The organism is Alishewanella sp. HL-SH06 (genome assembly GCF_052656265.1).
The window spans coordinates 1976977-1990987 of record NZ_CP199752.1 but is presented as its reverse complement, the minus strand read 5'-3'; the positions used below and the strand labels follow the sequence as shown (position 1 = coordinate 1990987).

Sequence of the window (14011 nt, the reverse complement as noted above, 5' to 3'; positions counted from 1 at the left end):
ACCATTCCTTAATTATTATAATAAATCGCGAATACGTTCTGCGTCTTCAGCGCTATAACCCAGTTTGCTTGCCGTTTCTGTCAACATCATTTTCTTGCGAGTTGTGTTTGAGTTCGTAATCACCCAAAAATCCGTATTCGGAATTTGCTTAGGGTTTGTACTACTGCCACTTTCAGACAATTCAGCTGCTGATTTAGCAAAATACAGTCGATTGCGTCCTTTAATTTCCAACACATTGGGGAAGTCTTTTTTGTGTACTCGGGCTAACACCGACAACAAATACAGAAAACGGCCAACAATATTGTGCTCGGCTTGTAAATCAGCCGGTGTGACCAGATCAAAAATATTGCCTTGTTTCTCGGTACGCTTTGGCTGCTCGCTAACCGTTGCAACCGGAACCACTGGCGCTACAGATTTAGCTTTGTTGAGCTCTGACGAGCTGTCAAGGGATGCCGTGGAAGTTTTTAGCGGGGCACCAGGCAATAAACGACGCAGTATATCCGACGCACTTTCGCCAATCTGTAATGTCTGTGCCGCAATGTATTGATACAAATCGTCGTCAATTTCAATGGTTTTCATAGATTTAATCCGTTACCTCAAATTCAGCTCATTATATAAAGGCTTTGCCACTGACGCCAGTTCGCTGTTTTGTTAAAATAGCAGCAATTACGCAGATAGGATAATTATGATTTTACATTATCAATTAACAGGCCAAGGCCCCTTAGTGGTGTTAGTCCACGGTTTATTCGGTAGCTTAGAAAATTTAGGCGGTGTAGCGCGTGCGTTAAGCGAGCATTTTCAGGTACTCAACATTGATGTACGTAATCATGGCCGCTCCGCACACAGTGATGAAATGAACTATTCGCTGATGGCAGCCGATCTGTCTGAAACCTTAGAGGGTTTAGGGCTGCGACCTTTTGCAGTGTTAGGACACTCGATGGGCGGTAAATTGGCGATGGAATTTGCGCTGCGTTACCCTGAGCAACTCGACCGCTTAATTGTGGCGGATATTGCTCCGGTCAGTTACAGCGCTCGGCATAACTCGGTTTTTGCCGGCTTAAATCAGGTTGATCTTTTGCACATCGCCAATCGCGGTGAGGCAGACCAACAAATGGCGCAGCACATTGTTGAACCTGGTGTGCGGCAGTTTTTACTGAAGAGCTTAGAAAAAACAGACAACGTATTTCGTTGGCGCTTTAACTTAGCCGCCTTGCAGCAGCAGTATCCGCAGCTGATAAGCGCGCCACAAGCCGGGGGCCAATTCAATGGTAAAGTCTTGTTTATCAAGGGCGCCGAATCGGATTATATTTTGCCAGAACATCGCGAAACTATCTTAGGCTTATTTCCAAAGGCACAAGCGAAGATCATTCAAGGCACAGGGCATTGGTTACATGCCGAAAAACCCAGTGCATTTAATAAGCTGGTATCTGACTTTTTATTGACGTAACGCAGAAAACTTTTCACTAAATATGCTATGATGCGCGCACTTTTTTCAGAGGCGAACGATGTCAATGAGCATAGAACAGTTTGAAACCATTGGATTATGGTTAGGACTTGGCGGATTGTACTTCTTTATCGTACTAGCTATCCGAGACGTCTTGAAGAAAAGTGAAGCACCAAGAATCGGACATATCTTTGTTTGGCTAGTGCTGTTTTTATCACCTCTGGTGTTTATCGTGAAAAGTATTGTGCAGTATTTTTTCGAATAAGAGGGTTACAGATTAATGGCGAAAATAGCCACTGATCGCACAACTATTGATTTGTTTGCTTTGGATAAGCGTCCTGGTCGGCCCAAAACCAATTTGTTGCCACGGGAAGAACAACTGAAACAAAACAAACGTAATCAAATTAAACGCGATCGTGTTAAGGGCTTAAAGCGTATTGAGTGTAAAGTGCCAGAACAGCTTTGTGAAAAGCTTGATTTGGCCGCTGCACAAGCAAATATGACACGTAGTCACTTTATTGAACATCTTTTAGAACAGGCTTTGGCCGGGTAAGAAGGCTTAAAACATGGCAACAGTTGGCATTTTTTTTGGTAGCGATACAGGTAACACTGAACATATCGCCAAAATGATCCAGAAAGAACTGGGTAAACAGTTAATAGAAGTACGGGATATCGCTAAAAGCAGTAAAGAAGATATAGCGAATTTTGATTTACTGCTGCTGGGCATTCCTACTTGGTATTATGGCGAAGCACAATGTGACTGGGACGATTTCTTCCCAGAACTTGAAGGCATAGACTTTAATAATAAACTGGTTGGTATCTTTGGTTGTGGTGATCAGGAAGATTACGCGGAGTATTTCCTCGATGCGATGGGCACATTACGTGACATCATCGAACCTAAAGGCGCCATCATCGTTGGACACTGGCCAACCGCAGGCTACAACTTTGTGGCTTCAAAAGCCTTAGTAGATGATAACCACTTTATCGGTTTAGGGGTTGACGAAGATCGTCAACCTGAATTAACCGAAAAAAGGGTTAAGCAGTGGTGTAAGCAAGTTTATGATGAAATGAGTCTAGCTGAATTTGCCTCGCTGTAATTTCAGCAAGCGTTATGCGTTCCAAACAAAGGCTGCCATGGGCAGCCTTTGTGTTTTGATGCTTAGCCAGCGCGATATTGTGCTTTCTTTCGCACATACAAGGTACGATTGACCTCACACACAACTTGATGTTTAGCATCATGAATATGCACCAAAAACTGTGGAAAATATTTGTCACCCTGCGCTGTATGTTGCTTGATGTCGGCCACGGTGTCATCCGATAACCAAAACTCAGCCACCAACTTACTGTAACCGGGGCTAATAAAGTTGATATCTGCTTGTTTATCCCAAACGTGGTACTCTTTACCTAAGGCGCCCATTAACATCAAGGGATAAATGGGATCGGTCATCGCAAACATAGAACCGCCAAACTGACTGCGATTAATGTTCTTGGTCCAAGGCCGTGATTTTAGCTCCACTTTACAATAGCGATAATCATCACTTAATATCACCACTCTGATACCACAAAATAAAAACGGCGGCCAAAAATTAAGTAAATGCCGCAGCACCGATGGCTTAAATGCCCAACGCATAAGTTCCCCTGGTAAGACCTGTTTAGGGCATTCTACCGATTGCCGTTAACAGTACAAGAGTGGCTCTTAAAAAAGCAATCTACATAAAGCATTTGAATATAGCCCTGATCTCTTTATAATCCTTGGTAAGTTCACGTTAAAAAAGAGTACTTATGAACGATCACAATACCGAATTACGCAAAGCGGGTCTTAAAGTCACGCTGCCTCGAGTAAAAATCCTTGAGATCCTACAAGATCCAAAAAATCAGCATATCAGTGCTGAAGATGTGTATAAAATCCTGTTGGAGTTGGGTGAAGATATCGGTTTAGCCACAGTTTATCGAGTACTTAACCAATTTGATGATGCAGGCATTTTAACGCGCCACCATTTTGAAGGCGGCAAATCGGTGTTTGAGCTCACCGGTGCTAACCATCATGATCATTTAGTTTGTTTAAAATGCGGTAAGGTTGTCGAATTTGAAGATGATATTATCGAAAGACGCCAATTAGAAATTGCTAACAGCAATGGTATCAAACTCACCCATCACAGTTTGTATTTGTATGGTGAGTGCGAAGATACGGCAAAATGTAAGCTTTACGCGCAAAATCAGTAAATTGAAATCTTAAAAACCTTCCTTGTGAAGGTTTTTTATTCATATCGCTGCTCAACATCAGCAATAATTTTGAAGCTATTGTTAAATACGCTTGATATAATGTTGCTGTCTTAGCAAAAAGAGGTGTTAAAGCTAAATTTTATGAGTCTACTGATCGCGTTTGTGGTTTTGTCTATCAGCGTTTCCTTCATTTGCTCTATTCTTGAAGCCGCCCTACTCTCCATCACACCGAGCTATATTGCGCAGCAAAAATTGCTCAAGCCAAAGCTATACGAAAAACTAAAACAACTGAAAGAAAAAATTGACCAACCCTTAGCGGCTATTTTAACGCTCAATACCGTGGCGCATACCGTGGGTGCTACCGGTGTTGGTGCGCAAGTGACTATTGTATTTGGCGATGGCTATTTGGGTATCGCTTCTGCGGTAATGACATTATTGATCTTGATTCTTTCAGAGATCGTGCCGAAAACCATCGGTGCCCGTTATTGGCCAAGCCTGGTGCCAGTGTTGCCTCCCGTGTTAAACACGATGATTCTGCTGCTAAAACCTTTTATCTGGATGTCGGATCAGGTGATGAAATTATTTGGGGGCGGCCAGCATGAACTTGATTTAAGACAAGAAATTAAAGCTTTAACCATTTTGGGCCGCGAGTTAAATAAGCTGGATGAAAATGAGCAACGCGTGATCAGTAATATTTTGGATCTGCATGAAATCAAAGTACGAGATATTATGACGCCGCGCACCGTTTGTGATTATGCCAAACCGGATGAATTGTTAGCCGATTTAGTGAAACGCGCCAAAAAAGGCCAGTATTCCCGTTATCCTATTTTAGATCACGAAGAAGCCCCCATCGGCATCGTATTTCGTTATGACATGTTGGATTATCAAAGTGGACAAACGGCCTCAGACATCAAAAAACCGGTTAAAGTCATTTCGGATAAAATGAATGTTGAGCAATTAATGTCGCAGCTGATCCGCGAGCAGCAACATATGGCGCTGGTTTATGACGAGTACGGCAGCTGGATGGGTTTAGTGACCATGGAAGATGTGTTTGAAGCGATTATCGGCCAACCGATTATGGATGAAACCGATAACATTCCCAACCTGCGTCGTTTTGCGAAACGCCGTTGGGAGAACAAGCAAAAACAACTGGAAGAGATGAAATAGTAAATATTAGGGTGAAATCTAAGGTTTCACCCTAAAGCGTCTTAAAACGGCGGTGCGCTGTGATTAAAGGTCAGCATTAATCCGCACCATCTGCAGCGCATTGATATAGTTGCCATATTGAAAGGCATAATCTGTTAATTCCGCCTCAACTTCAAAACCAAAACGTTCATATAATGCAATCGCTGAGTCGTTATTGCTATACACCAGTAATTCAATACGCCGCAGGGCTAACCAGTTATCCGCTAAGTCTAAGGCGGCACGGAGCAGTGACGAGCCCACACCCTGCCCTTGATACGCTTCAGCGACTGCCATACCAATATCCGCTGCATGGCGTCGCCGTGGATTCTGCATCACCTGTAAACCTAATTGACCAATGACTTCACCTTCTAATTCCGCCACCAAATTATAAAAACCGGCTTGCGGTTCAAATAAACTTTGCCATTTTGACAACGGCTGAAACGGCAATTGTAGGGTGTTGGCATAGACTAAGGGCGTATCATAAATGGCTTTCACTGCCGCAATATCTGCCGGCTCTGCATGTCGAATAAGCGGTAACATGACTTTTCTCCCTGAAGACGAACCAGACCATATAAGATAAATAACAGCTGCAAATAGTAAAGTTGCGCCAAAAGAAAAGCCAGCAGATTATGCAAAAGACGGGGTTAAGCAGGTAAAGATTTTTGTCGCGGCCTAAAAAAACGGAGTGGCTTGGCCACTCCGTTTTTCATAACGAGCCGCTATTAACGCCAGCGGTTACAGTGCAGCGTCAAGCTCAGGAAGCACATTAAACAAATCGCCAACAATACCGTAATCCGCTACTTGGAAGATTGGCGCTTCAGCGTCTTTGTTAATTGCAACAATCACTTTAGAGTCTTTCATACCGGCTAAGTGTTGAATAGCACCAGAAATACCGACAGCAATATATAAATCAGGAGCCACAATTTTACCGGTTTGGCCCACTTGCATGTCATTTGGCACAAAGCCAGCATCCACTGCTGCGCGAGACGCACCAATCGCCGCATTCAACTTATCGGCAATACCGTTTAGCAGCGCAAAGTTTTCACCATTTTGCATACCACGGCCACCAGAAATAATCACTTTAGCGGCGGTGAGCTCAGGACGCTCTGATTTGGTTAACTCTTCTGCGACAAAACGAGATACACCGAGATCTTTAACCACCGACACCACTTCAATGGCTGCAGCATTGCCGGTTGCAGCAGCAGCAAAAGCGGAACTACGTACCGTTAATACTTTAATCTTGGCCGTAGATTGCACGGTAGCGATAGCATTACCGGCATAGATCGGTCTGACAAAAGTATCGGCACTTTCAATCGCAATCACATCGGAAAGCTGTGCCACGTCAAGTAAAGCCGCTACGCGTGGCAGCATATTTTTACCGGTAGTGGTCGCGGCCGCCAGAATATGGCTGTAACTCGGGCCAAGCTCAGCCACCAGTGCGGCAACATTTTCAGCCAGTTGATGGCCATAAGCGGCCGCATCTGCGTGCAACACTTTACTGACCCCCGCGATGGTCGCGGCTTCGTTAGCTGCGGCTTGGCAATCTGCCCCCGCCACTAACAGATGAATGTCTTGGCCAATTAAGGTTGCCGCTTGTACTGTTTTGAATGTATCCGCTTTTAACGCCGCGTTATTATGTTCTGCAATTACTAAAATCGTCATCAGATCACCTTCGCTTCATCTTTTAACTTGCTGACCAACTCAGCCACTGACTCGACAATGACCCCGGCTTTACGGCTTTGTGGTGCCGTGACTTTTAAGGTCTGTACTTCTGAGCTTAAGCCGACACCGAAACTGTCTGCGGCTTTAACATCTAAAGGTTTCTTTTTCGCTTTCATAATGTTCGGCAGCGAGGCGTAGCGCGGTTCATTTAAGCGTAGATCGGTTGATACCACCGCAGGTAAACTCAGTTCTACTGTTTGCAAGCCACCGTCAATTTCACGCGTCACTTGCACTTTATCATTGGCCACCACCACTTTTGAGGCAAAAGTACCCTGCCCCATACCGGTTAGCGCAGCTAACATCTGAGCGGTTTGGTTATTATCAGAATCGATCGCTTGTTTACCCAGAATCACTAACTGTGGTTGTTCTTCTGCCACCACTTTGGCTAATAATTTAGCCACTTGTAACGAATCAAGCGTAAGGTCAGTTTCGATATGAATAGCGCGGTCCGCACCTAAAGCTAAGGCTGTACGCAGCTGTTCTTGAACCGCTTTTGCACCAATAGACACCACGATCACTTCGCTAGCGCTACCGGCTTCTTTTAAGCGTACCGCTTCTTCAACAGCAATTTCGCAGAACGGGTTTAATGCCATTTTGACATTTGCTAAATCCACACCAGATTGATCCGGTTTAACCCGAACTTTCACGTTATAATCAATTACCCGTTTTACCGGTACTAATAGCTTCATAATGGCCTCATATTAATGCCAGCCTTTTGCAGGCTGCTTTACGTGAAGGTAAAGTTTAACTTGTCGAATGCCTGCCAATCTACTTCCTGTTGACGTTAACGTCAACCTGCAATATTCTGATAGCGGTATTAGATGCGACAATTATGTAAACTATAGCATCCAACGTCGGTTTACTGAGTGACTTAATGCGTTAATTTCATTAAGACTCTGGCGACCGCCACCCCCAACGCAGCAAGAGAGGTATTCAGTGGAAAGAGAAGCAATGGAGTACGACGTTGTCATCGTCGGTGCAGGTCCAGCTGGTTTATCAGCTGCTATCCGTTTGATGCAACGCGCGCAAGCCGCAGCTCAAGAACTGTCTGTTTGTGTGGTGGAAAAAGGCTCTGAAGTGGGCGCTCATATCTTATCGGGGGCCGTGTTTGAACCCAGAGCGTTAAATGAATTATTACCTGACTGGCAAACACTTGGCGCACCGCTGAAAACACCGGTAACCCATGATGATATCTACTGGTTTAATAACGCCGAGCAAGCCCGAAAAATACCAGGTATAGCGGCACCTAAAACCATGCATAACAGCGGCAATTTTATTATCTCTGCAGCCAATTTGTGTCGTTGGTTAGCCGAACAAGCTGAAGGCTTAGGTGTCGATATTTTCCCCGGTTTTGCCGCCAGCGAATTACTGATAAACGACGGTGCCGTTGCTGGCATAATCATTGGTGATATGGGTGTCGATCGCCAAGGTCAACCCAAAGACAGTTACACACCCGGCATGGAGTTAAAGGCAAAATATACGTTATTTGCTGAAGGTTGCCGCGGACATTTAGGTAAACAACTGATAAACCAATTTAAATTGGATTTAGACAGCGCGCCACAACATTATGCTATCGGCTTTAAAGAAATTTGGGATGTGCCTGCCGATCAACATCATCCAGGTTTAGTCGTGCATTCTGCTGGCTGGCCTTTAAATGATGCCAGCGGTGGCGGTTATTTATACCACAGCGAAGATCAGCAAGTTGTGGTCGGATTAATTGTCGATTTAAATTATCAAAACCCGTATCTGAACCCGTTTGAGGAGTTTCAACGCTATAAGCAACATCCGGTCATTCGTCAATATCTTAGTGGCGGCAAACGCGTGACTTACGGTGCCCGTGCTATTGCCAAAGGCGGCTTGCACAGCTTACCGAAAATGAGCTTCAAAGGTGGTTTACTGCTCGGTTGTAATGCCGGTACCTTAAACTTTGCCAAAATTAAAGGTAATCACACAGCCATGAAATCGGGTATGTTGGCTGCCGAAACCGTTGCGGATGCCTTATTTAAAGGTGATTTGGGTGGAGAAGATTTAACGGCTTACGCCAGTAATATTAAAAATAGCTGGCTCTATACAGAGCTTTACAGCGCGCGAAACTTTGGTGCTGCCATTCATAAATTTGGATCCTTTTTTGGTGGTGTTTATAACACGCTGGATCAAAACCTGTTTCAGGGTAAATTACCCTTTACACTACACGATACTACGCCGGATCACGCTTGTTTAAAACTGGCCAGCGAGTGTCAGCCAATCAGTTATCCGAAACCAGATAACCAGCTCAGTTTTGATCGCTTAAGTTCAGTGTATTTGTCCAATACCAACCACGAGGAAGAACAGCCTTGTCATCTACGTTTAAAAGATGCCAGCATTCCGATCACGGTTAATTTAGCCAAATATGCCGAACCGGCACAGCGTTATTGTCCGGCAGGAGTCTATGAAATTATCGAAGACGAACACGCTAATCCTAAATTGCAAATTAATTCGCAAAACTGCATTCACTGTAAAACCTGTGATATTAAAGATCCCAGTCAAAATATTACTTGGGTGACACCAGAAGGGGGCGGCGGGCCGAACTACCCAAATATGTAAGCATGTTTGAAGCTCTTAAAAAAACGCCGCGAGAAACGCGGCGTTTTGCTTGATGCAATTTAGGTTGTTAAGGCAGTCGTTCGCCGCGAGCCGCAATATATAATTGATACCAGTGCTCGCGATTTAATAAAATACGACTCGCTTCGGCACAAGCTCGAATGCGCTGTAAATTGGTGGTGCCGATCACCGGCTGTACCTGTGCCGGATGGCGCATCAACCAAGCGAGGATAATCGCTTCAGTACTGCATTGATATTCTGCTGCAAATTGTTGCAGTAGCTGACAGACCGCACTTTCTGCTTCCGTCTGCCCAGGATAACCGACACTAAAGCGTCCTTGTGCTAGGCTGCCCCAGCTTTGAATTTGGATCTTATGCAATTGGCAATATTCAATGGTGCCATAACCAAAGTGACGACCTGCCGCGGCGGGCATACCGACCATGACACTTTCTTCTAGCCAGTTATGTGCCGCTAAACTCATTTCTAACTGATTAGCACGTAGCGGCTGTGTCACGGCTTGCTGCAACAGTTGCAATTGTGCCCAGCCCATATTCGAGACACCAAAGTGTCTTACCTTACCTTGCTGTTGTAACTGGTTAAAAGCTTCAGCTACTTCTTCAGGTTGACATAAAGGATCCGGCCGATGTAGTAACAGCAGATCGAGATACTCAGTTTGTAAACGTTGTAACGATTCTTCAACAGCGCGCAAAATAGCGGTTTTAGAACAATCGTATAAACCCACTTGCCCCGTCTGCGGTAAGCGAATAGCGCATTTAGACTGAATATACAGTTGCTCCCGTTGCTGAGGATGGGCGTTTAAATAACGACCAAACACCGTTTCAGCTTTACCATGACTATAAATATCCGCATGGTCGAAGAAATTAATACCATTCTCCAGTGCGGTCTCTATTACGGCAAAGGCCTGCTGCTCGGCCGCGAGGCTTACCTCGGTTTCATTCCAACCACCGCCTAATCCCATACACCCCATAATGATGCGGCTGGCTTGCGGTAAAATGTCATGTATTGGTAATGTCATGCTGAATTCTCAATTAATTGAAGGCTTATGCTAAATCAAGCTGAACGCGCGGCGGTGAAAACCTTGTACAAACCAAGCCAGACACTTACACTAGCGCGCTAGATAACTTTTAATACTGTTTACTGACAACGCTATGACCGAAGAAGCTACCTTATACCGTTTAAATAAATTTATCAGTGATACCGGTTTTTGCTCGCGCCGTCAGGCCGATGCCCACATTGCTGCCGGTGATGTCACCGTAAATGGTCAACTGGCAGAAATGGGCCTGAAAGTATCTTATGCTGACACTGTTTTAATTAAGGGGCAACCCTTAAAGGAAAAACCCAAACGGGTTTATCTGGCTTATCATAAGCCGGTAGGCATTACCTGTACCACCGAGCGGCATATTGCCGGCAATATTATTGATGCGGTGAAGTACCCCGAGCGGATCTTCCCGATTGGCCGCTTAGACAAACCCTCTGAAGGTTTAATCTTTTTAACGAATGACGGTGACATCGTCAATAAAGTATTGCGTGCCGGCAATGCCCATGAGAAAGAGTACGTGGTCAGCGTGAATAAACCGATATCAGATTACTTTATTAAGAAAATGTCACAGGGAGTGCCTATTTTAGGCACGGTTACCCTTCCCTGTAAGGTGACCCAGATCTCACGTAATACGTTTAAGATCATTTTAACGCAGGGGCTCAATCGGCAAATTCGCCGTATGGCAGAGTTTTTAGGCTATGAAGTGGTTAAGCTAAAACGCATCCGCATTATGCATATTCGTTTAGCCGAGCTTAAACCCGGCAAATGGCGCTTACTCGATACGATCGAAATTAAAATGCTGGACCAACTGGTTCAAGATTCCAGCAAAGTGGCCGCTAGCGCCCAGCATGATCACGAAGAATAACCGAGCAGCAGCAACGGTCATCTTCTTGTATACCTAGCCCTGCTCTGCAGGGCGATTTAAAAACGTCAGTAACTCTGCTAACGGCATCGGCCGCGCATAATAATAACCTTGCGCCCGATCACAACCGAGTTGTTGACACAATTCACTCATTTCTGCGGTTTCGACGCCTTCAATTACCACGGTTTTACCAATTTGATTGCAGGTACTGACCAACATTTCAACAATTTTACGTTGCTTAAGATCGTGGGTAAGATCACGGGTAAAGGAGCGATCTAATTTCACAATATCTGCCGGCAATCGATAAAGATAAGACAAACTAGAATAGCCGGTACCAAAATCATCAATGGCTAGCTGACAGCCTAAGGCTTTAATCTGATTAGGCAGCGCCAGCGTATGGCCTTGCTCCTCTAATAAAGCACTTTCGGTCAACTCAATACAAATTCGCGCAGGGTCAATCTGATATTCTGCTAAAACTGCGTCTAAGAATTGTACAAAATCATAACGCCTAAGCTGCTGTGCTGACACATTAATCGCCACGCTAAGTTTGGCTAGACCCGGGTTTTCAACCAGATCACGCAGCACCATCTTCATGACTTGTTCGCCTATTTGAATGATTTGTCCGGTTTGTTCAGCAATCGGGATAAAAGAAACAGGCGAGATAAAGCTCCCCTGATGCTGCCAACGCACTAAACTTTCAATAGCAACGGTTTTACCTGTACTGAACTCCATCACCGGCTGGTAGTACACCTGTAACTGCTCTGCATCGAGGGCCGCTTGTAACTTGTTACGCATAGCCACAATATTGCGGTAGTTATCAGCCATGGTATCTTGATAAAAACGGTAAGTATTTCCCCCTGCCTGCTTGGCATTACTCATCGCCACATCTGCAAGCTGGGTTAATAATTGCGAGCTGCAATGGGCTTCTTGATTTTGCACAATACCAATACTGGCTGACAAATACACATCAAACCCGGTCACTGCGCTAGGTTGAGATAAAGCGCGTAACAACGCATTCGCTAACTGTTCAGTGGCCTCAACGGGAGATTCAGGTAAGTACACTAAAAACTCATCACCACTAAAACGCGCTAATAAAGCCTGTTCTCCACAAAGTAAACGGATACGCAGCGCCATTTCTGAGAGCAATTTATCGCCAACATCATGCCCAAAACTGTCGTTTATCGGTTTAAAACCGTCTAAATCAATAAATATAATCACTTCGGGTGCCGTCTTTTCACGGATCACCACCTGCTCGACTGCTTGATAAAAGGCATCGCGGCGCAATAAGCCGGTAATATCATCAAACTTAGCGAGGGTAGACAGTTTCACTTTTTCGTGGCGCAACAAACGCGTGCGATCAGCAGCTAAAATAAAGGTGCAGCAGAACAGTAGCGATACCCATAATATGATTTGATGTAATCGACTGCGTGCTTGCAACTCGGTGAGATCGGTAATAAAAACATAAAAAGGAATACTACCCCAATTAGCTTGATCGGGTTGAATTTGTTGATGATACGGATAACGGCGTTGTAAATCAGGTAAGGTCGCCCGCTTAAAGCCACTGGCATCAGCGGTAAACAGCAACTGGGGTAATACTTCCAGGTAAATTTGGATTTTTGCCGCGCCCACAGAGTTATCGACTAATAACGCTTGTTGTAAATTAATCAGCACCAGTAAAAATTCTGGCGAAGCGTCTGTATCAGGCAAAGCCAAGCGCAACATCATAATGGGTAAATCACTGTCTAACGAAGCACGATTGATGGCCATGGCTTCCTGATCCGAGCCAGAAAACAGCCACGACCGAGTACCCTCGCTACTAAACAAACCTTGTTCTTGAAACGAAGCGGCTTTACCCGTCATTAACACGGGTTGCTGTTGCTGATCAAAAATGACAGCACCATAGACCACATCGTAGGCAGCCGTAATAGCAGACAGATCTTCTGTGATAAATTGTAAACGTTCAGCAGGATTAACTCGCTGCCATCTTGTACGAGCACGCTGAAATAATTCTTCAGAAAACGCTAACTGGGCTTGTACTTGGCTGACCACCCGAGTCACTTTTTGCTCGGCTAAGTGTGTTTCATAGCGCACATCAAACACGCTTAGGGCAAACCAGATGCCATATCCGGCTTGAAACATTAACATAGCAGCAATAGCGCTATGGCTTAATGGCCGGGTGACCTGCAACTGAAAATGCTGTTTTAGCCAAAGCGAAATCCCGACCATAATCAGCATAATGGGTAATAAAGATGAGCTAAAGGGCGTGGTATTTTGCCAAGGCAGTTGCGGAAACCACAAGCTTAGCTGCGCGTAGCAGCCATACACAAGACAAATGAAAGCCATAATACGCCAAAGATAATGGCCAACACGCGTCGTATGCGAACAGACTAATATCGCCGCCGCTAACAATAGCAGCACCGACAACAAGGATAATGGCATACCACTTAAGTCTTGCAGCTGGCCTCGATGAGTAGCTAACCACAGATAACTGATAAAACTTAATATCAATAGGCTGCAGAATATTTGCAGTTTGCGGCGGTTGAAGAGTAAAGCGGTTAACCCCAAGCTGGCTAAAGCGGTGGCGAGAACTAAATTAAATGACAGTAAAGGCAGAATAAGCTTAGCTAAAAACAGGTGCTCGACCAGTCCTAATAACGCAATAATAGTGTAAAAGCCGGCAGTCAGCAGATAAAATACGGCAGCCGAAGCACGGCTTATACTATCGTTTACTTTCCAAATTTCTGGCACTCTTAACACCATTTAACTGCATAGGCTTATGAGTTTAGCCTATAAAACACGTGTAGCACATGTAACCACAGTGCCTGACAGGGTGCAACAAGGATATTTATGGATATGCTAAAGATTTAACCCGTTAACCCGCAAAAGCACTGCCATAATGATGCCTATAGCTTGGGCTTAACTTGGCTTCTGCGCC

The 14011-nt window shown here is 44.8% G+C and carries 14 protein-coding genes and 1 pseudogene; 8 read left to right on the top strand and 7 right to left on the bottom strand.

Annotation, left to right across the window (positions count from 1 at the left end; genetic code table 11):
* Positions 1-15: 15 nt before the first annotated feature.
* Positions 16-579: a replication initiation negative regulator SeqA gene (gene seqA / locus ACUJFK_RS09230; protein WP_445424656.1), complete on the bottom strand. Its 564-nt coding sequence runs from the start codon at positions 577-579 to the stop codon at positions 16-18.
* A 106-nt stretch (positions 580-685) separates the two neighbouring features.
* Here seqA and ACUJFK_RS09225 point away from each other — a divergent pair, with 106 nt between their 5' ends.
* The 4 genes from ACUJFK_RS09225 to fldA are packed head-to-tail and all read left to right on the top strand — an operon-like array spanning position 686 to position 2541.
* Positions 686-1447: an alpha/beta fold hydrolase gene (locus tag ACUJFK_RS09225; RefSeq protein ID WP_226751488.1), complete on the top strand. Its 762-nt coding sequence runs from the start codon at positions 686-688 to the stop codon at positions 1445-1447.
* Between the two features lie 58 nt (positions 1448-1505).
* On the top strand, positions 1506-1709 hold the full coding sequence (locus tag ACUJFK_RS09220; protein ID WP_445424655.1) for a DUF2788 domain-containing protein: 204 nt from the start codon (positions 1506-1508) through the stop codon (positions 1707-1709).
* 15 nt (positions 1710-1724) lie between these two features.
* Positions 1725-1997, top strand: coding sequence for a LexA regulated protein (gene ybfE, locus ACUJFK_RS09215; RefSeq protein ID WP_226751486.1), 273 nt, complete (start codon positions 1725-1727; stop codon positions 1995-1997).
* 13 nt (positions 1998-2010) lie between these two features.
* Positions 2011-2541, top strand: a complete 531-nt coding sequence (gene fldA / locus ACUJFK_RS09210; protein ID WP_226751485.1) for a flavodoxin FldA — start codon at positions 2011-2013, stop codon at positions 2539-2541.
* A gap of 62 nt (positions 2542-2603) precedes the next feature.
* Here fldA and ACUJFK_RS09205 read toward each other — a convergent pair whose 3' ends face one another.
* Positions 2604-3074 carry a DUF4442 domain-containing protein gene (locus ACUJFK_RS09205; RefSeq protein WP_445424654.1) on the bottom strand — a complete coding sequence of 157 codons (471 nt, stop codon included), beginning with the start codon at positions 3072-3074 and terminating at the stop codon, positions 2604-2606.
* Between the two features lie 152 nt (positions 3075-3226).
* Between ACUJFK_RS09205 and fur the strand changes: the two genes are divergently transcribed.
* Both fur and ACUJFK_RS09195 read left to right on the top strand, forming a co-directional pair.
* The gene (gene fur, locus ACUJFK_RS09200; protein ID WP_226751483.1) at positions 3227-3667 is read left to right on the top strand and encodes a ferric iron uptake transcriptional regulator; all 441 of its coding nucleotides are present in this window, start codon (positions 3227-3229) and stop codon (positions 3665-3667) included.
* A gap of 141 nt (positions 3668-3808) precedes the next feature.
* Positions 3809-4834: a CNNM domain-containing protein gene (locus ACUJFK_RS09195; protein ID WP_226751482.1), complete on the top strand. Its 1026-nt coding sequence runs from the start codon at positions 3809-3811 to the stop codon at positions 4832-4834.
* 63 nt (positions 4835-4897) lie between these two features.
* On the opposite strand, the gene ACUJFK_RS09190 is transcribed toward ACUJFK_RS09195, so the two are convergent.
* The 3 genes from ACUJFK_RS09190 to ACUJFK_RS09180 all read right to left on the bottom strand — a co-directional run bounded on the left by ACUJFK_RS09190 (position 4898) and on the right by ACUJFK_RS09180 (position 7263).
* A complete protein-coding gene (locus tag ACUJFK_RS09190) occupies positions 4898-5392 on the bottom strand; it encodes a GNAT family N-acetyltransferase (RefSeq protein WP_445424653.1) in 495 nt (164 codons plus the stop codon).
* Between the two features lie 195 nt (positions 5393-5587).
* A complete protein-coding gene (locus tag ACUJFK_RS09185) occupies positions 5588-6514 on the bottom strand; it encodes an electron transfer flavoprotein subunit alpha/FixB family protein (protein WP_445424652.1) in 927 nt (308 codons plus the stop codon).
* Positions 6514-7263 (bottom strand): electron transfer flavoprotein subunit beta/FixA family protein, encoded by a 750-nt coding sequence (locus ACUJFK_RS09180; protein ID WP_226751479.1) that lies wholly within the window; start codon positions 7261-7263, stop codon positions 6514-6516. The genes ACUJFK_RS09185 and ACUJFK_RS09180 overlap by 1 nt, the downstream gene beginning before the upstream one ends.
* A gap of 247 nt (positions 7264-7510) precedes the next feature.
* Between ACUJFK_RS09180 and ACUJFK_RS09175 the strand changes: the two genes are divergently transcribed.
* Positions 7511-9157, top strand: a complete 1647-nt coding sequence (locus tag ACUJFK_RS09175; protein ID WP_445424651.1) for an electron transfer flavoprotein-ubiquinone oxidoreductase — start codon at positions 7511-7513, stop codon at positions 9155-9157.
* Positions 9158-9224: 67 nt separating this feature from the next.
* Here ACUJFK_RS09175 and ACUJFK_RS09170 read toward each other — a convergent pair whose 3' ends face one another.
* Entirely contained in the window at positions 9225-10190 is a 966-nt protein-coding gene (locus ACUJFK_RS09170) for an aldo/keto reductase (RefSeq protein WP_445424650.1), read from the bottom strand.
* 133 nt (positions 10191-10323) lie between these two features.
* Between ACUJFK_RS09170 and ACUJFK_RS09165 the strand changes: the two are divergent.
* Positions 10324-11043: pseudogene (locus ACUJFK_RS09165) on the top strand (pseudouridine synthase); the annotation flags it as partial.
* Between the two features lie 69 nt (positions 11044-11112).
* Here the strand turns inward: ACUJFK_RS09165 and ACUJFK_RS09160 are convergent.
* Positions 11113-13824, bottom strand: coding sequence for a putative bifunctional diguanylate cyclase/phosphodiesterase (locus ACUJFK_RS09160; protein ID WP_445424649.1), 2712 nt, complete (start codon positions 13822-13824; stop codon positions 11113-11115).
* Between the last annotated feature and the right edge of the window lie 187 nt (positions 13825-14011).

What these genes read in the sequence shown, in the direction of transcription:
- fldA (WP_226751485.1), top strand. Translation starts at nt 2,011, where the DNA reads ATGGCAACAGTTGGCATTTTTTTTGGTAGCGATACAGGTAACACTGAA.
- ACUJFK_RS09190 (WP_445424653.1), bottom strand. Translation starts at nt 5,392, where the DNA reads ATGTTACCGCTTATTCGACATGCAGAGCCGGCAGATATTGCGGCAGTG.
- ACUJFK_RS09225 (WP_226751488.1), top strand. Translation starts at nt 686, where the DNA reads ATGATTTTACATTATCAATTAACAGGCCAAGGCCCCTTAGTGGTGTTA.
- ybfE (WP_226751486.1), top strand. Translation starts at nt 1,725, where the DNA reads ATGGCGAAAATAGCCACTGATCGCACAACTATTGATTTGTTTGCTTTG.
- ACUJFK_RS09195 (WP_226751482.1), top strand. Translation starts at nt 3,809, where the DNA reads ATGAGTCTACTGATCGCGTTTGTGGTTTTGTCTATCAGCGTTTCCTTC.
- ACUJFK_RS09220 (WP_445424655.1), top strand. Translation starts at nt 1,506, where the DNA reads ATGTCAATGAGCATAGAACAGTTTGAAACCATTGGATTATGGTTAGGA.
- fur (WP_226751483.1), top strand. Translation starts at nt 3,227, where the DNA reads ATGAACGATCACAATACCGAATTACGCAAAGCGGGTCTTAAAGTCACG.
- ACUJFK_RS09205 (WP_445424654.1), bottom strand. Translation starts at nt 3,074, where the DNA reads ATGCGTTGGGCATTTAAGCCATCGGTGCTGCGGCATTTACTTAATTTT.
- ACUJFK_RS09170 (WP_445424650.1), bottom strand. Translation starts at nt 10,190, where the DNA reads ATGACATTACCAATACATGACATTTTACCGCAAGCCAGCCGCATCATT.
- ACUJFK_RS09185 (WP_445424652.1), bottom strand. Translation starts at nt 6,514, where the DNA reads ATGACGATTTTAGTAATTGCAGAACATAATAACGCGGCGTTAAAAGCG.
- seqA (WP_445424656.1), bottom strand. Translation starts at nt 579, where the DNA reads ATGAAAACCATTGAAATTGACGACGATTTGTATCAATACATTGCGGCA.
- ACUJFK_RS09180 (WP_226751479.1), bottom strand. Translation starts at nt 7,263, where the DNA reads ATGAAGCTATTAGTACCGGTAAAACGGGTAATTGATTATAACGTGAAA.